We start from the raw sequence: 16,272 nt of genomic DNA on the forward strand, positions 1-16,272 counted from the left end.
CTCCATTAAAGGTCTGATACCCAACTAAAAAGGAATCCGTCACCGGCTTTCGCCGATATGACGGGGTCATGCATTGTTCATGCACTGGCTTTTAACACACTGTTGAGTTCTCAAGAAACGGACGCGTTCTCCCCGGTCCTGCGAGAGGCGCACATTCCGTCTGCCGGTATTCTATCAGATTCGGAAGGTTCTTGTCAAACCGCCCGATCCGGTAGATTCCGGACCTGCCCCGCTTCGGGGCAACTCCCCTAACTTACTCGAACATTCAGCCTTTGTCCAACCAGAGGTGAACGCAGCCAGAAGCCCGGATGAGCCAGAGGGAGATCAGGGCCAACCGGCCCCGCGCGGAAAACTCTACCAGTCCGCGCGGGGTCCCAAGACCCAACTTCAGTAAGAAGAGAGCCTTCCCCCTGCCGGGAGGTCTCAAACACCCAAGCCGGCGAGCTGTGCCTCAAGGCGCGCGATGTCGGCCTGGGCCTGCTCGGCACGCCCCCTGACCTTGGCCACCACGTCCTCGGGAGCCTTGGCCATGAACTGCTCGTTGCCCAGCTTGGCCGCCACCTGCGCGGCCTCCTTGCGGGCGACGGCCAGGTCCTTCTCCAGCCGCTTGCGCTCGGCGACCACGTCGATGGCCCCCGCCGTGTCGATCTCGACCGTCACCCCGCCCACGGCGAGGCGCGCGGTGGCCGAGAATCCGTCGCCCGGCTCCGTCAGCCGCAGCAGGGAGCGGATCGCCCTCTCCTGCCCGGTCAGAGCCGTGCCGGCCAGGCCGAGCCGCGCCGCGACCTTCTGCCCCGGCTTCAGCCCCTGGTCGGAGCGGAACCTGCGGACCTCGGTCACGAGCTCCTGCAGCGCCCCGATCTCCTTCTCGGCCTCGGGATCGACGTAGGTGGACTCCACCACCGGCCAGGGCGCCGTCACGACGGACTCGCCACCCGTCACGGCCCGCCACAGCTCCTCGGTGACGAACGGCACCAGCGGATGCATCAGCCGCAGCAGGGCGTCCAGGACGTGCCCGAGCACGAGACGGGTGTGCTCCAGCCCCTCGCCGAGCTGGATCTTGGCGAGTTCGAGGTACCAGTCGCAGACCTCGTCCCACGCGAAGTGGTAGAGCAGGTCGGACGCCTTGGCGAACTCGAACTCCTCGAAGGCCGCGTCGGCCGAGGAGATGACGCTCTGCAGGCGCGACAGGATCCACCGGTCGGCCGGCGTGAGGTCGAGCCCGTCGAGGGACCCGGTGGTCGCGCCGTTCATCAGCGCGAACCGGGTGGCGTTCCAGATCTTGTTGCAGAAGTTGCGCGAGCCGGCCGCCCACTCCTCGCTGACCGCGACGTCGGCGCCGGGGTTGGCGCCGCGCAGCAGGGTGAAGCGGGTGGCGTCGGCGCCGAAGCGCTCGATCCAGTCGAGCGGGTCGACGACGTTGCCGAACGACTTCGACATCTTCTTGCCGTACTGGTCGCGGACCATGCCGTGCAGGGCCACGACCCGGAACGGCGGCTCGCCGTCCATCGCGTACAGCCCGAACATCATCATCCGGGCCACCCAGAAGAACAGGATGTCGTAGCCCGTCACCAGCACCGACGTCGGGTAGAAGCGGGCGAGCTCGGGTGTCGCCTCGGGCCAGCCGAGCGTCGAGAACGGCCACAGGCCCGAGGAGAACCACGTGTCCAGCACGTCGGAGTCCTGGGTGTAGCCCTCGGGCGGGGTCTCGTCCGGGCCCACGCACACGACCTCGCCGTCGGGGCCGTACCAGACCGGGATGCGGTGGCCCCACCACAGCTGGCGGGAGATGCACCAGTCGTGCATGTCGTCGACCCAGTCGAAGTAGCGCTTGGCCAGCTCCGGCGGGTGGATGCGGGTGCGCCCGTCGCGCACGGCGTCGCCGGCGGCCTTGGCCAGCGGCGCGACGTTGACGAACCACTGCAGCGACAGCCGCGGCTCGACCACGGTCTTGCAGCGCGAGCAGTGGCCGACCGAGTGGACGTACGGCCGCTTCTCCGCGACGATCCGCCCCTCGGCGCGCAGCGCGGCGACCACCGCGGGGCGCGCCTCGAACCGGTCGAGCCCCTCGAACGGACCGTGGGCCGTGATGACGCCCCGCTCGTCCATGACCGTCAGCGACGGCAGGGAGTGGCGGCGGCCGATCTCGAAGTCGTTGGGGTCGTGGGCGGGGGTGACCTTGACCGCGCCGGTGCCGAACGCGGGATCGACGTGCTCGTCGGCGACGACCGGGATCATCCGCCCGGTCAGCGGCACCTCCACCGTCGTGCCGATGAGGTGCGCGTAGCGCTCGTCGGCGGGGTGGACGGCGACCGCGGTGTCGCCGAGCATCGTCTCGGCCCGGGTGGTGGCGACGACGATCTCGTCGGAGTAGCGGATGGAGACGAGCTCGCCGTCGTCCTCGCTGTGCTCGACCTCGATGTCGGACAGCGCGGTCAGGCAGCGCGGGCACCAGTTGATGATGCGCTCGGCGCGGTAGATGAGCCCGTCGTCGAAGAGCCGCTTGAAGATGGTGTGGACGGCCCGCGACAGGCCCTCGTCCATGGTGAAGCGCTCGCGCTCCCAGTCGACGCCGTCGCCGAGCTTGCGCATCTGGCCGAGGATCCGGCCGCCGGACTCCTCCTTCCACTCCCAGACGCGCTCGATGAACGCCTCGCGCCCGAGGTCGTGGCGGGACAGGTCCTGCTTGGCCAGCTCGCGCTCCACCACGTTCTGGGTGGCGATGCCGGCGTGGTCCATGCCGGGCAGCCACAGCGTCTCGCGGCCCTGCATGCGGGCACGGCGGGTGAGCGCGTCCTGGATGGAGTGGTCGAGGGCGTGACCGACGTGCAGCACCCCCGTCACGTTGGGCGGCGGGAGGACGATGCTGAACGGCGCGCGCGAGCTGCCGGCGTCGGCGTGGAAATAGCCTTCGGATACCCACCGCTCGTAACTGCGGGTCTCGACGTCGGCCGGGGTGTACTGGGTAGGCAGCTCTGGCGTTGTCACAGTGCCCCATTCTAGGGAGGCGGAAAAGGGAGACGCCCCATGGTTGTCCACCATGGGGCGTACGCGGGGCGAGAGCTCGGGCCGGTGCCCGGTGGCTCAGGCCGACTTCTCGCGCGGCGCGCGCTGCTGCTTGGCGGCGAGCTGGTCGCGAGGTACGAGCGTGGGGATGGCGTGCTCCAGCACCGACTCGCGGGTGATGACGACGCGGGCGACATCCTTGCGGGAGGGCACCTCGTACATCACGGACTGCAGCACCTCCTCCAGGATGGCGCGCAGGCCGCGGGCGCCGGTGCCGCGCAGGATCGCCTGGTCGGCGATGGCCTCCAGCGCGTCGTCGGTGAACTCGAGCTCGACGCCGTCGAGCTCCAGCAGCTTGCGGTACTGCTTGACGAGCGCGTTGCGGGGCTCGGTGAGGATCTGCACGAGCGCCTCGCGGTCGAGGTTGTGCACCGAGGTGATGACCGGCAGGCGGCCGACGAACTCGGGGATCATGCCGAACTTGAGCAGGTCTTCGGGCATGACGTCGGAGAAGATGTCGACGGTGTCGATCTCCTCCTTGGAGCGGATGACGGCGTTGAAGCCGATGCCCTTCTTGCCGACCCGGGACTCGATGATCTTCTCCAGGCCCGCGAAGGCCCCGCCGCAGATGAACAGGACGTTGGTCGTGTCGATCTGGATGAACTCCTGGTGCGGGTGCTTGCGACCGCCCTGCGGGGGCACCGAGGCGGTGGTGCCTTCCAGGATCTTCAGCAGCGCCTGCTGGACGCCCTCGCCGGAGACGTCGCGAGTGATCGACGGGTTCTCGCTCTTGCGGGCGATCTTGTCGACCTCGTCGATGTAGATGATGCCCGTCTCGGCCTTCTTGACGTCGTAGTCGGCGGCCTGGATGAGCTTGAGCAGGATGTTCTCGACGTCCTCGCCGACGTAGCCGGCCTCCGTGAGCGCGGTGGCGTCGGCGATGGCGAAAGGCACGTTGAGCATCTTGGCCAGCGTCTGCGCCAGCAGCGTCTTGCCGGAGCCCGTCGGCCCGAGGAGCAGGATGTTGCTCTTGGCCAGCTCCAGGCCGTCGTCTCTGCCCCGGTCACCGGACTGCACCCGCTTGTAGTGGTTGTAGACCGCCACCGAGAGCGCCTTCTTCGCCTTGTCCTGACCGATGACGTAGGCGTCGAGGAACTCGTAGATCTCCCTCGGCTTGGGCAGGTTGTCCCACTTGAGCTCGGAGGACTCGGAGAGCTCCTCCTCGATGATCTCGTTGCAGAGATCGATGCACTCATCGCAGATGTAGACGCCTGGACCGGCAATGAGCTTCTTGACTTGCTTCTGGCTCTTCCCGCAGAAAGAGCACTTCAGCAGGTCTCCCCCGTCGCCGATGCGTGCCACCCCAGATACTCCTTTGCGTGGGACCGCCCTGCTGCCGCGATCCGTGTCCTCCGGACCCGGTCCGAACCGCTCAGGTTTCGACGTTACCGTCTTCTGGGCCCTCAGTGAGCCCCCTGGCGGCGAGTCGCACCGGAACGTGCCCTATTGGGCAGCGCCCCGGTGCGTCACATCTCGTCAGGAAGCAACCGCCTGAGCTCGCTTCTTCCGCGACGGGATGATGTCGTCGATCAGACCATACGCCTTTGCCTCGTCCGCGTTGAGAATTTTGTCGCGTTCGATGTCCTTGCGGACCTCGGCAGGAGACTTCCCGGAGTGCCGCGCGACGATCTCCTCGAGGAGGCTGCGCATCCGGAGAATCTCCCTGGCCTGGATCTCGATGTCGCTTCCCTGGCCGCCGCCCTCGGTGGAGGGCTGGTGGATCAGGACCCGGGCGTTGGGCAGCGCGAAGCGCTTGCCCGGGGTGCCGCCGGCCAGCAGCACGGCCGCGGCGGACGCGGCCTGGCCGAGGCAGACGGTCTGGATCTCCGGCCGGACGAACTGCATCGTGTCGTAGATCGCCGTCATGGCCGTGAAGGAGCCGCCGGGCGAGTTGATGTAGATGCTGATGTCACGGTCGGGGTCGAGCGACTCCAGCGTGAGCAGCTGGGCCATCACGTCGTTGGCCGACGCGTCGTCGATCTGCACCCCGAGGAAGATGATGCGGTCCTCGAAGAGCTTGTTGTACGGGTTCATCTCCTTCACGCCGTAAGACGTGCGCTCGACGAACGAAGGGAGAACGTAACGACTGTCGATGTTCACTTCAGCTCCCCCTAGGAGACCGGGCCCTGCGAGGGCACTTGCCGGGCGCTGCGCACGACGTGGTCGATGAAGCCGTAGTCCTTGGCCTCGTCGGCCGTGAACCAGCGGTCCCGGTCGGAGTCGGACTCGATCTGCTCCAGCGGCTGACCGGTGTGGAAGGCGATCCGCTCGGCCAGCGTCTTCTTCACGTACAGCATCTGCTCGGCCTGGATGGCGATGTCGGCCGCGGTGCCCCCGATGCCGCCCGACGGCTGGTGCATCATGACCCGGGCGTGCGGGAGGGCGTAACGCTTGCCCTTGGTGCCGGCGGTGAGCAGGAACTGGCCCATCGAGGCCGCCATGCCCATCACGACGGTGGAGACGTCGTTCGGCACGTACTCCATCATGTCGTAGATCGCCATGCCGGCGCTGACGGAGCCGCCCGGCGAGTTGATGTAGAGCGTGATGTCGCGGGTGGGATCGTCCGCGGCGAGCAGGAGCAGCTCCGCGCAGATGCGGTTGGCGATCTCGTCGTTGACCTCCTGGCCGAGCACGATGATGCGCTCGCGCAGCAGGCGCTGGTAAAGCTGGTCCTCAAGCCGGAAGGACGAGCCGTTCTCACGGCCTCGCGACTCAGGCTGATAGAAGGTCGGCGGGCTGGTCACAGCGTCACCTTCCGATGCGTCGTAATCGATTGGCTTTGCTTGTGACCTTAACGCGCGGCGCCCACAGGTCATGCCCGGTCCATGGACTGTTCGCTGACGGCGCAGGTAGGGTCAGGCCCCTCCGGAGACCCTGCGGCGCTCCTCCACGTCCAGCTCGTGGTCGAGTCTGCGCATGGTGTCGGCGCCGATCACGCCCTTGCGGTAAAGGTGCTGCAATTTCTCGCGCTGGGCTCGGACCAGCTCCTTCCGCAGCCCCTTGTGGTGCGACTCGGGGGCCGTCTCGCCCTCTCCGCCCTCCGTCTCGCCGAGGACCTCCCTGACCCGGTCGAGGCGGAGCTCGAACAGCTGGCGGAACACCTCGGCCGTCCGGTCGTCCACCCGGTCGTCGGCGGCCAGGTCGTCCAGGCGCGCCAGGGCGGCCTCCAGGATCGCCTCGCGGGCCATGGCCTCCTCCTGGACCTCCTCCTCGGGCTCTCCGACGCCGAGCCGGCGCAGCAGCGGGGCGAGCGTCGTGGCCTGCCCGCCGAGGGTCACCAGGACCACGCAGGCCGCCAGGAAGATCAGCAGGGCCCGGTTGGGCGCGTCCAGCGGGATGGACAGCGCGATGGCCAGCGTGATGGCCCCGCGCATCCCGGCCCAGCCGAGGACCACGCGCTGGCGCCGCTCGATGGGCCGCCCCGCCCGTACGGGGGCCAGGACCAGCGTCGTCCAGGCGAGGCGGAGCACGATGACGACGGCCACGATCACCACGGCGGTCAGGGCGAGCTGTGTCCAGGGCCGGTCGCGCACCTCGTGGAACACGTCCATGACCTGCACGCCGAGCAGGACGAACAGGGTCGACTCCAGCAGATGGGACAGCACCCGCCAGAACACCTGGCCGGTGAGCCGGGAGGCGGGCTGGAGCACGCCCTGGGGGCTGATGCCGAGCGTGAAGCCGGTGACGATGGTGGCGAGCACGCCGGACACGTGGAGCTGCTCGGCCGGCAGGTACGCGAGGAACGGGGTCAGCAGGGACAGCGTGATCTGGCTGCCGGGGTCGTGGAAGACGCGGCGCACCTTGCCGATGACCCACGCGAGCGCCAGGCCGTACAGGATGCCGCCGCAGACGACGCGCAGCAGCTCGACGACGCCGTCGGCGACGGTGACGGGCCCGGACAGTCCGGACAGGGCCAGCCCGAACAGGGTGAGGGCGACGCCGTCGTTGAGCAGGCTCTCGCCCTCCAGGATGGTGACGAGGCGCCGGGGGGCGCCGACCCGCTGCAGCACCGAGGTGGCGGCGACGGGATCGGTGGGGGCGATGGCGGCGCCGAGGGCGAGCGCGGCGGCCCACGGCAGGCCGGGTACGGCCAGGCCGGCGGCCACCATGACGCACAGGGCCGTGGCGGTGGTCAGGCCGACGGCGAGGACGGTGATGGGGATGGCGTCCTGGCGGCTCTCCCGGGGCGCGGTCAGGAACGCCGCCCGGTAGATCAGCGGCGGCAGGAAGACGTTGAGGACCACCTCGGGCTGCACGTGCAGCCCGCGCATGGCGGGCAGGAGGCCCACCAGGGCGCCGAAGGGCACGAGCAGGATCGGTCCCGGCACGTTCAGGCGTTTGGACAGCACGCCGGGGACGAGCAGCGCGATGCCGAAGGCCAGGATCGCGACGAACGGGTGGTCTCCCATGGGCCCTGTTCTGCCCAAGAAAAGGGATTTCTGCCGGATAAAACGACGAAGCCCCCAAATCACGGGATTTGGGGGCTTCGTCGTAGATGTGCGCGTACCGTGCCGGCGCGCGGGCTCACGCAGCGACCGCTGCGGCCGCACACGCCGGTGCGATCGCCATGCCCACCGAACCCTTGGCGGGCGGGCGATCGCGGGCCGGACCCGTAGCCGAACCCGGGCCGGGAGCCGGATCCGGGATCTGGGATCCGGACGCTGACCGACGGGCGGGCGGGCTCGGGCGCGGGCGGGCCGTGCGGCGTCGCGCCTCAGGCGCGCGCCGCGACGGGCGTCACGCCTGCGGCTTGTCCTCGGCCTCGGCCTCGGCGGCGGCCTCGGCGCTGTCGGCCTCGGCGTCCTCCTCGACGACCGGCTCACCGTTGATCTCGGTGTAGATGGCCTTGAGGTCGACCTCGTTGCCGTCGCTGTCGACGACCTTGGCGGCGTCGCCGACCGCGGCCTTGGCCTTGTCGCGGACGATCTCGACCATGGCCAGCGTGAGCTGGTCGTTGTCGGCCAGGTGCTGGGCGAGCTGGTTGGGCTGGACGCCCATCTCCATGGCACGGCGCACCACGAAGTTGGTCAGCTCCTGCTCGCTGACGCCGAGCTCCTCAGCCTTGACGATCTTGTCGAGGACGAAGCCGACCTTGATCGCCTTGCGGGAGCTGGTCTCGAACTCGGCGAAGCGCTCGTCCTCGGTCGTCTGGTAGAGACGGAAGAACGCGTCACGGCTCAGACCGCTCTCGGCGATCTGGTGCTCGAGGTTGTGCTTGCGGGCGTCGACCTCGGCCTTGAGCGCGCTGTCGGGGATCGGGATGTCGATCTTCTCCAGCAGGGCGTCGAGGGCCTTCTCACGGGCCTGGACGACCTGGTCGATCAGCTTGTTGCGGCGGGACTGCTCGCGGATGCTCTGCTTGAGCTCCTCCAGCGTGTCGAACTCGCTGGCGAGCTGCGCGAACTCGTCCTCGAGCTCGGGCAGGACCTTCTCCTTGACCGACTTGACGTTGATGATGACGTCGGCCTCCTCGCCGGCGTTCTCGCCGCCGACGAGCTCGGTGCGGAAGGTCTTCTCCTCGCCCGCGGACATGCCCTCGAGCGCGGTGTCGAGGCCCTGGAGCACCGAGCCGGCGCCGACCTCGTAGGAGACCTCGCTGGCCTGCTGCTCCTCGATGTTCTTGCCGTCGATCTCGGCCCGCAGGTCCATGACGACGAAGTCGCCGGAGGTGGCCGGGCGCTCGACGCCGGTCAGCGTGGCGAAGCGCTGGCGCAGCGCGTCGAGCTGGGCGTCGACGTCGGCGTCGGTGACCTCGGCGGAGTCGACGGTGACCTCGACGTCCTTGTACTCGGGAACGTCGAAGTTGGGCCGGATGTCGACCTCGGCGGTGAACTCGATCTGCTCACCGTCGTCGATCTTCGTGACCTCGATGTCGGGCTGGCTGACCGGGAACACGTCGACCTCGTCGACGGCCTGGCCGTACAGCTTGGGCACCGCGTCGTTGAGGGTCTCCTCCAGCACGACCGCGCGGCCGAAGCGCTGCTCGATGATGCGAGCCGGGACCTTGCCGGGACGGAACCCGGGGACCCGCACCTGCTGCGCGACCTTCTTGTACGCCGCATCCAGGCTGGGGCGCAGCTCGTCGAACGGCACCTCGACAGTGAGCTTCACCCGAGTCGGGCTGAGCTCCTCGACAGCGGTCTTCACGGGGTGGTCTCCTTGATCAAGCTTCGAGTGATCGCGGGCGCGTCCATTCGGTACGGCTCACGCGCCGCGCCCACATGAGCGGCGCTGAGGCATGCTCCGCAACGGCGGGATACGAGCGCCGATGGCCAGTCTAGGGCAGGTGCGCACCCGACAGCGACGTGACGGGCCCCCGAACAGGCCTCAGAACTCCTCGGCGATCGTCCGCAGCAACGCGGCCGTCTCGTCGGGAGTGGTGCTGACGGCGCACAACCGCTCCATCACCTCGGTGTAGCGGTCGACGTCCTCGCGTTTGTCGAGGTAGAGGGCGCTGGCGAGCTGCTCGACGTACACGACGTCCGGCAGCTCGCGGTCGGGGAAGCGCAGGATGCTGAAGGCGCCGCCCTCGGCGCTGTGGCCGCCGAAGCTGAACGGCATGATCTGGATCGTGATGTTGGGCTGGCGCATCAGGTCGGCCAGGTGCTCCAGCTGGGCGCGCATGACCTCGGCGCCGCCGATGGGCCGCCGCAGCGCCGCCTCGTCGATGACCGCCCAGAAGATCGGGCCGCCGGGCCGGTCGAGGATGCGCTGACGTTCGAGCCTCAGGTCGACGCGGCGGGCGATCTCGTCGGGGCCGACGCCGGCCGCTCCGGCGGTGACGACCGCGCGGGCGTACTCCTTGGTCTGCAGCAGGCCGGGCACGAACTGCACCTCGTACGTCCTGATCCGCTCGGCGGCCTCCTCCAGGCCGACGTATGCCTGGAACCAGGTGGGCAGGACGTCGTTGAAGCGGTGCCACCAGCCGGGCTCGTTGGCCTTGGTCACCAGGTCGAGGACGGCGGCGCGGGCCTCGGCGTCCGTCACGCCGTACAGGGTGAGCAGGTCGGCGACGTCGCGCTCCTTGAACCCGACGCGGCCCAGCTCCATGCGGCTGATCTTGGACTCGGAACCCCTGATCAGGTGGCCCGCCTCCTCGCGGGTGACGCCCTTGGCCTCCCTGAGCCGGCGCAGTTGGGAGCCCAGGAGAATACGCAGCGCCGTAGGGCCGGAACCCGGCTGGTTCTGCGTCACTCTGCCTCCTATCAAGGTCCGCACACACAGTGACACCACATCGACGGGTATGACAAGGTCTCAACCTGGTGTCCGATTCGGATACCCCTACCAGTAACCGCCCATGCTGCTGCACATTGCACATGCACGTGCATTTGGGTCTTGCAGGTTCCCGGATCCGTGACCCATGATGGTCTAGTGCATTTTGGCCAAACATGCACCAAATCGAGGGCTGCGGGAGGTATCGGCGGGATGGTGGAGGATTCCTTGACCACTGCCGACTGCCTGCAGATCACCCGGGAGGTGGGCTTCGACAGCCTGCTGACGACCGGCAAGCCGTACACGACCTCGTGCCCCCTCCCCTTCCAGGCCGACTCGGTGAAGACCGCGCGCGACGTCACGCGTTCGACGCTGCGGAACTGGGGCCTGTCGGAGCTGAGCGACGACGCGGCGCTGGTGGTGTCGGAGCTGGTGACGAACGCGGTCAGGTACGCGATGTACTCCACCGCCCCGCAGGGCATCCAGTTGCTGCTGATGAGAGTGGCGCCGCACGTGCTGCTGGCCGTGGCGGACCCGAGCGACGAGGTGCCCACCCCCAAGGAGCCCGACTTCGTCTCGGAGAACGGGCGCGGGCTGTACATCGTGGAGACCTACAGCCAGTGCTGGGGCTGGGACCCGCTGGCACGGGGCGGCAAGGCCGTCTGGGCGCTGTTCCGCGCCGACTCCTGAATCGCGGGCTCTGGCGTCACGGGGTCCGGTCACCCCTGAAAGCTTCGGGGTCGCCCCCTCAAGAGGACGCCACGGGCACCTCTCGGGTTGCCTCGTACGTGGCAAAGTCGGGGCGACAGGATTTGAACCTGCGACTTCTTGCTCCCAAAGCAAGCGCGCTACCAAGCTGCGCCACGCCCCGTTGGCGTCGGGTGCGCACACGCTCCGGGACTCCGGTACGCTTACGCCCTGACGACCGGTTGAAGTCTAGACCAGACCACGACCGGTTCGTGCGGACGTAGCTCAATGGTAGAGCCCTAGTCTTCCAAACTAGCTACGCGGGTTCGATTCCCGTCGTCCGCTCCAGACACGAAGGCCCAGGTCAGGGAGATGATCCCCGGCTTGGGCCTTCTCGCGTTCCCGGGGCCGCGCACTTCTCGGCGATCATGGCGGGTGACCTTCGCAGATCGCCCACCATGGAAGAATCTGCCCCTATGCACTTCAGAACGGGCACACCGGACGACGCGGGCGTCATCGCGACCCTGCACACGGAGAGCTGGCGGAGCGCCTACGCCGGGATCATGCCCGGCTCCTACCTCGACGGCCCCCTCCTGGAGGAGCGGACCGCGCTGTGGACCGACCGGCTCGGTCCCGGCCGGACCGGCTCCGGCGAGGACCTGCTGCTGGTCGCCGAGGAGGACGGGGCCGTCCAGGGGTTCGTCTATCTGGCCGGGCAGCCCGACGGGCGCATCCTGCTGGACAACCTCCACGTACGTCCCGCGCTCAAGCGCTCCGGCATCGGCCGCCGGCTCATGGGGCGCGCGTTCGCCTGGGCGGCCGAATGCCATCCCGGCAGGGCCGTCTACCTGGAGGTGCTCAAGGACAACGCGCCGGCCATCGCCTTCTACGAGCGGTGCGGCGGCAGGCCCTCGCGGGAGTTCATGGAACTGCTTCCCGCGGGCTTCGAGCTTCCCGTGATCGAGTACGTCTGGACGCCGCTCGCCGTCGCCTCCTGGAACTGATCGTCCCCGGGGAGACCGCGTAGGCTCGGGGTGATGCGTGTGCGACCGATCTCGCCGGAGGCGCTGGCGGAGGAGTTGGCCGGGCGGATCGACGCCCTCCCGCGCGACCGGCGGGCGCGGGTGCTGCTCGACGGGGCGCCGCCCAGCCGGCCGGGACGGCTGGCCGACGCGCTGGGCGCGCTCCTCAGGGTGCGCGGCCGGGCGGTGGTGCGGGTGTCCGCCGGCGACTTCCTGCGGCCCGCGTCGCTGCGCCTGGAGCACGGACGGACCGATCCCGACGTGTTCTACGACGACTGGCTCGACACCGGGGCGCTGGTCCGGGAGGTGCTCGGGCCGCTGGAGCCGGGCGGCACGGGCAAGGTGCTGCCGGCGCTGTGGGACAGCCGGGCCGACCGGGCGTACCGCCTGCCGTACGAGAGCCTGCCCGAGGGCGGGGTGCTGCTGCTGGACGGGACGCTGCTGCTGGGGCGGGGGCTGCCGGCCGAGCTGAGCGTCCACCTGTGGCTGTCGGAGGCGGCGCTGGCGCGCGGCACCGGCGCGGACGAGCGGTGGCGGCTGCCCGCCTACGCGCGCTACGAGCGCGAGGCGCGGCCCCGTCAGAGCGCCGACGTCGTCGTGCGGGCGGACCGGCCGGGACGCCCGGCGCTCGAAGAGCCGGGCTGACCGGCCGGGACGCCCGGCACCGGAAGGGCCGGGCTGACGGGACGGTGTCCCTCGAAGCGCCCGGCCGGCACGGCGCGTGGCCTGGTACGACGGGCCGCTCCGGCGCAGACTGGAGAGGTGATCCCGAGCCACTGGTACAACATCGTGCCGGACCTGCCCGCGCCGCCTCCGCCGCCGCTGCACCCGGCGACCCGGCGGCCCGTGGGTCCCGGCGATCTCGCGCCGCTCTTCCCGATGGAGCTGATCGGCCAGGAGGTGAGCGGCGAGCGGTTCGTCGCGATCCCCGAGGAGGTCCTGGACGTCTACCGGCTGTGGCGGCCGACGCCGCTGCTGCGGGCGCGCCGGCTGGAGAAGGCGCTCGGCACCCCCGCCCGCATCTACTACAAGTACGAGGGCGGCTCCCCCGCCGGGTCGCACAAGCCGAACACCGCCGTGCCGCAGGCGTACTACAACGCCCGTGAGGGCGTGCGGAAGCTGACCACCGAGACCGGCGCCGGTCAGTGGGGCAGCGCGCTGGCGTTCGCGTGCGCGCAGTTCGGGCTGGAGTGCGAGGTCTGGATGGTGCGCGCCTCCTACGACCAGAAGCCGTACCGCCGCTCCCTCATGCAGGTGTACGGCGCGACGGTGCACGCCAGCCCCTCGCCCCTCACCAAGGCCGGGTCGAGGGTGCTGGCCGACTCGCCCGATTCGACCGGGAGCCTGGGCATCGCGATCAGCGAGGCGGTCGAGGTGGCCGGCGCGGGCGAGGACGTCAGGTACGCGCTCGGCTCGGTGCTCAACCACGTGCTGCTGCACCAGACGGTGATCGGCGAGGAGGCGCTCGCGCAGCTCGGCGCGGCGCCCGACGTCATCATCGGCTGCACCGGCGGCGGCTCCAACTTCGCGGGGCTGGTGTTCCCGTTCCTGCGGGAGAAGCTGGCCGGCCGCATCGACCCGGTCATCCGGGCCGTCGAGCCGGCCGCCTGCCCGTCGTTCACCCGGGGCGTGTACGCCTACGACTTCGGCGACACCGCCGGGTTCACCCCGCTGCTCAAGATGCACACGCTGGGCCACGACTTCGTGCCCGACCCGATCCACGCGGGCGGCCTGCGCTATCACGGCATGTCGCCGTTGCTGTCGCACATGTACGAGCTGGGCATGTTCGAGGCGGTCAGCGTGTCGCAGACCGAGTGCTTCGAGGCCGGTGTCCGCTTCGCCCGTACCGAGGGGATCGTCCCCGCGCCCGAGCCGACGCACGCGCTGGCCGAGACCATCGCCGAGGCGCTGCGCTGCAAGGAGAGCGGCGAGGCGAAGGTGATCCTGACGGCGCTGTGCGGTCACGGCCATTTCGACCTCGCCGCCTACGACCGTTACCTGTCGGGGGCGATGGAGGACTTCGCGTTGCCGCAGGAGCGCATCGACGAGGCGCTGGCCCGCCTTCCCGGCTGACCGGCCCGCCACCCTTTCCCACCGGCGGAACCCCTTCCCGGCTGAGCGCGCCCGTGCGGGCCCTCAGCCGGGCGGGTGTCAGCGTGCCGTGGGGCGCTTGCCGTGGTTGGCTTTCTTCTTCTTGCGTGCCCTGCCCTTGCGTGCGCGCCTGGCCATGCGGGCCTCCTCGTGCCGGAGCGGATGCGCGTGCGTCTCCAACGTCTCCCGCCGCCGCTCGCGGCACAAGAGTGAGGCTGGTCAACATTCCCCAACACCGTCATGTCATAATTTGGTGGAATCTGTTGGAAGGAGCGGGCGTGCTCGCACAGCAGCGGCAGCAGACGATCCTCGAGCGCGTGCGCAGCAGCGGCGGCGTCCGGGTGGCGGACCTCGTGCGCGAGCTCGGCGTCTCCGACATGACGATCCGCCGCGACCTCGAGGTGCTGGCCGAGCGCGGCCTGCTGGCCAAGGTCCACGGCGGCGCGACGGCCCTGGACCAGGGATCCACGGAGGAGCCGGGCTTCACCGCCAAGTCGGCCCGCCAGCAGCGGGAGAAGGAGGCCATCGCGCGCGTCGCCGCCGAGCTCGTACGGCCCGGCACCGCGGTGGCGCTGTCGGCGGGCACCACGACGTGGGCGCTGGCCCACCACCTGACGGGCGTGCCGGAGCTGACGGTCATCACGAACTCGGTGCCCGTGGCCGACGTCTTCCACCGCAACCCGCGTCCCGACCGCACGGTCGTGCTGACCGGGGGCGTGCGCACCCCGTCCGACGCGCTCGTGGGGCCGGTCGCGGTGGCCGCGATCCGCAGGCTGCACGTGGACACGCTCTTCCTCGGGGTGCACGGCATGAGCGTGCGGGCGGGGTTCACCACGCCGAACCTGCTGGAGGCGGAGACCGACAGGGAGCTGGTGGCCGCGGCGCACCGGCTGGTGGTCCCCGCCGACCACACGAAGTGGAACACGGTCGGCATCAGCACGATCGCCGAGCTGGCCGAGGCCGACCTCGTCATCACCGACGCGGGGCTGCCCGAGGACGCACGTACCGAGCTGGCCGAACGGGCCGGACAACTGATCATCGCTGAGGGGTAGCCGTGAAGCGCACCATCACCCATCTGGCCGACGGCCGGGAACTGATCTACTTCGACCGGAGGGACGACGCCGACCGCGGCGCGATCGACCGCCGGCCGCTCGATCCGCGCCCGGTGGCGTCCGAGCTGCGCTACGACCCGCTGACCGAGGAGTGGATCGCGGTCGCGGGGCACCGGCAGACGCGCACGTTCATGCCGCCGGCGGACGAGTGCCCGCTGTGCCCGTCGTCGGACACCCGGGCCTCGGAGATCCCGGCGCACGACTACGACGTGGTGGTCTTCGAGAACCGCTTTCCCTCTTTCTCCATGAATCTCGGGACATATGGGGACGTGGGTGGTCTGAGCGAGGTCCGTCCGGGCGTGGGGAGGTGCGAGGTGGTGTGCTTCACCTCGGATCACTCCTCGTCGTTCTCCCGGCTCTCCGACGCGCAGGTCGAGCTGGTGATGGAGGCGTGGGCCGACCGCACGGCGGAGCTGTCGGCGATCGACGGCGTGGAGCAGGTCTTCTGCTTCGAGAACCGCGGCGAGGAGATCGGCATCACGCTGACCCACCCGCACGGCCAGATCTACGCCTACCCGTACGTCACGCCCCGCACGCGGCTCCAGCTCGGCGCCGCCGCGCGGCACGCGGCCCGGCACGGGGGCAACCTGTTCGCGGACGTGCTGGCGGCCGAGCGCGCCGCCGGGACGCGGGTGGTGGCCGCCAACGAGCTGTGGACGGCGTTCGTGCCGGCCGCGGCGCGCTGGCCGTACGAGGTGCACGTCTATCCGCACCGGCAGGTGCCCGACCTCGCCGCGCTCACGGAGGAGGAGCGGGCCGCCTTCGCGCCGCTCTACACCTCGGTGCTGCGGGCGCTGGACGGGATGTTCGGCGTCGCCATGCCGTACGTCGCGTCCTGGCACCAGGCTCCGGTACGTCAGCAGCGCGAGCTGGGGTACCTGCACCTGGAGCTGTTCAGCATCAGGCGGGCGCCCGGCAAGCTGAAGTACCTGGCGGGTTCGGAGTCGGCGATGGGCGCGTTCGTCAACGACGTGCTGCCCGAGGAGGCGGCGCGGCTGCTCCGATCACAGGTAGATCACTGATTGATCTCCGCTTGGAGTCGCATTACTGGAGTTTTACCACTAACATCCCTTTTGTCCCGG

At 69.7% G+C, this 16,272-nt stretch carries 14 protein-coding genes and 2 tRNA genes; 7 read left to right on the forward strand and 9 right to left on the reverse strand.

Annotation, left to right across the window (positions count from 1 at the left end; translation table 11 throughout):
* Positions 1-423: 423 nt before the first annotated feature.
* From HTZ77_RS31185 to HTZ77_RS31215, 7 genes are all read right to left on the reverse strand, one after another.
* Entirely contained in the window at positions 424-3,042 is a 2,619-nt protein-coding gene (locus HTZ77_RS31185; RefSeq protein ID WP_235995489.1) for a valine--tRNA ligase, read from the reverse strand.
* A gap of 42 nt (positions 3,043-3,084) precedes the next feature.
* On the reverse strand, positions 3,085-4,368 hold the full coding sequence (clpX, locus tag HTZ77_RS31190; RefSeq protein WP_175593312.1) for an ATP-dependent Clp protease ATP-binding subunit ClpX: 1,284 nt from the start codon (positions 4,366-4,368) through the stop codon (positions 3,085-3,087).
* A gap of 174 nt (positions 4,369-4,542) precedes the next feature.
* The gene (locus tag HTZ77_RS31195) at positions 4,543-5,166 is read right to left on the reverse strand and encodes an ATP-dependent Clp protease proteolytic subunit (protein ID WP_175593313.1); all 624 of its coding nucleotides are present in this window, start codon (positions 5,164-5,166) and stop codon (positions 4,543-4,545) included.
* Between the two features lie 11 nt (positions 5,167-5,177).
* A complete protein-coding gene (locus HTZ77_RS31200) occupies positions 5,178-5,810 on the reverse strand; it encodes a ClpP family protease (protein ID WP_175593314.1) in 633 nt (210 codons plus the stop codon).
* A gap of 111 nt (positions 5,811-5,921) precedes the next feature.
* Positions 5,922-7,475 carry a Na+/H+ antiporter gene (locus HTZ77_RS31205; protein ID WP_175593315.1) on the reverse strand — a complete coding sequence of 518 codons (1,554 nt, stop codon included), beginning with the start codon at positions 7,473-7,475 and terminating at the stop codon, positions 5,922-5,924.
* Between the two features lie 328 nt (positions 7,476-7,803).
* Positions 7,804-9,213: a trigger factor gene (gene tig / locus HTZ77_RS31210; protein ID WP_175593316.1), complete on the reverse strand. Its 1,410-nt coding sequence runs from the start codon at positions 9,211-9,213 to the stop codon at positions 7,804-7,806.
* Positions 9,214-9,393: 180 nt separating this feature from the next.
* Positions 9,394-10,260: a helix-turn-helix domain-containing protein gene (locus tag HTZ77_RS31215; protein WP_175593317.1), complete on the reverse strand. Its 867-nt coding sequence runs from the start codon at positions 10,258-10,260 to the stop codon at positions 9,394-9,396.
* 246 nt (positions 10,261-10,506) lie between these two features.
* On the opposite strand from HTZ77_RS31215, the gene HTZ77_RS31220 reads away from it, so the two are divergent.
* On the forward strand, positions 10,507-10,968 hold the full coding sequence (locus HTZ77_RS31220; RefSeq protein ID WP_235995491.1) for an ATP-binding protein: 462 nt from the start codon (positions 10,507-10,509) through the stop codon (positions 10,966-10,968).
* A gap of 107 nt (positions 10,969-11,075) precedes the next feature.
* On the opposite strand, the gene HTZ77_RS31225 is transcribed toward HTZ77_RS31220, so the two are convergent.
* Positions 11,076-11,149: transfer RNA gene (locus tag HTZ77_RS31225), tRNA-Pro, on the reverse strand.
* 90 nt (positions 11,150-11,239) lie between these two features.
* Between HTZ77_RS31225 and HTZ77_RS31230 the strand changes: the two genes are divergently transcribed.
* The 4 genes from HTZ77_RS31230 to HTZ77_RS31245 all read left to right on the forward strand — a co-directional run bounded on the left by HTZ77_RS31230 (position 11,240) and on the right by HTZ77_RS31245 (position 14,060).
* Positions 11,240-11,313 (forward strand) — tRNA-Gly (locus HTZ77_RS31230).
* A gap of 128 nt (positions 11,314-11,441) precedes the next feature.
* Positions 11,442-11,969, forward strand: a complete 528-nt coding sequence (locus HTZ77_RS31235) for a GNAT family N-acetyltransferase (RefSeq protein ID WP_175593319.1) — start codon at positions 11,442-11,444, stop codon at positions 11,967-11,969.
* Between the two features lie 33 nt (positions 11,970-12,002).
* Positions 12,003-12,632, forward strand: coding sequence for a nucleoside/nucleotide kinase family protein (locus HTZ77_RS31240; RefSeq protein ID WP_175593320.1), 630 nt, complete (start codon positions 12,003-12,005; stop codon positions 12,630-12,632).
* A 117-nt stretch (positions 12,633-12,749) separates the two neighbouring features.
* Complete coding sequence (locus HTZ77_RS31245; RefSeq protein WP_175593321.1) at positions 12,750-14,060, forward strand: TrpB-like pyridoxal phosphate-dependent enzyme; 1,311 nt, start codon at positions 12,750-12,752, stop codon at positions 14,058-14,060.
* Between the two features lie 78 nt (positions 14,061-14,138).
* Here the strand turns inward: HTZ77_RS31245 and HTZ77_RS48835 are convergent, their stop codons facing one another.
* The gene (locus tag HTZ77_RS48835) at positions 14,139-14,216 is read right to left on the reverse strand and encodes a 50S ribosomal protein bL37 (protein WP_372513659.1); all 78 of its coding nucleotides are present in this window, start codon (positions 14,214-14,216) and stop codon (positions 14,139-14,141) included.
* Between the two features lie 140 nt (positions 14,217-14,356).
* Here HTZ77_RS48835 and HTZ77_RS31250 point away from each other — a divergent pair, with 140 nt between their 5' ends.
* Together HTZ77_RS31250 and galT are read left to right on the forward strand one after the other, a co-directional pair.
* Positions 14,357-15,130 carry a DeoR/GlpR family DNA-binding transcription regulator gene (locus HTZ77_RS31250; RefSeq protein ID WP_175593322.1) on the forward strand — a complete coding sequence of 258 codons (774 nt, stop codon included), beginning with the start codon at positions 14,357-14,359 and terminating at the stop codon, positions 15,128-15,130.
* A gap of 2 nt (positions 15,131-15,132) precedes the next feature.
* Positions 15,133-16,212 (forward strand): galactose-1-phosphate uridylyltransferase, encoded by a 1,080-nt coding sequence (gene galT / locus HTZ77_RS31255; RefSeq protein WP_175593323.1) that lies wholly within the window; start codon positions 15,133-15,135, stop codon positions 16,210-16,212.
* Positions 16,213-16,272: the final 60 nt, after the last annotated feature.

The sequence above is a fragment of the Nonomuraea montanisoli genome (genome assembly GCF_013363975.1).
In the GTDB taxonomy this organism is placed as follows: Bacteria; Actinomycetota; Actinomycetes; order Streptosporangiales; family Streptosporangiaceae; genus Nonomuraea; species Nonomuraea montanisoli.

Bases quoted from the DNA above. Each gene is read 5' to 3' on its own strand.
- HTZ77_RS48835 (WP_372513659.1), bottom strand. From the start codon at position 14,216: ATGGCCAGGCGCGCACGCAAGGGCAGGGCACGCAAGAAGAAGAAAGCC.
- HTZ77_RS31205 (WP_175593315.1), bottom strand. From the start codon at position 7,475: ATGGGAGACCACCCGTTCGTCGCGATCCTGGCCTTCGGCATCGCGCTG.
- HTZ77_RS31185 (WP_235995489.1), bottom strand. From the start codon at position 3,042: ATGGTGGACAACCATGGGGCGTCTCCCTTTTCCGCCTCCCTAGAATGG.
- HTZ77_RS31240 (WP_175593320.1), top strand. From the start codon at position 12,003: ATGCGTGTGCGACCGATCTCGCCGGAGGCGCTGGCGGAGGAGTTGGCC.
- HTZ77_RS31235 (WP_175593319.1), top strand. From the start codon at position 11,442: ATGCACTTCAGAACGGGCACACCGGACGACGCGGGCGTCATCGCGACC.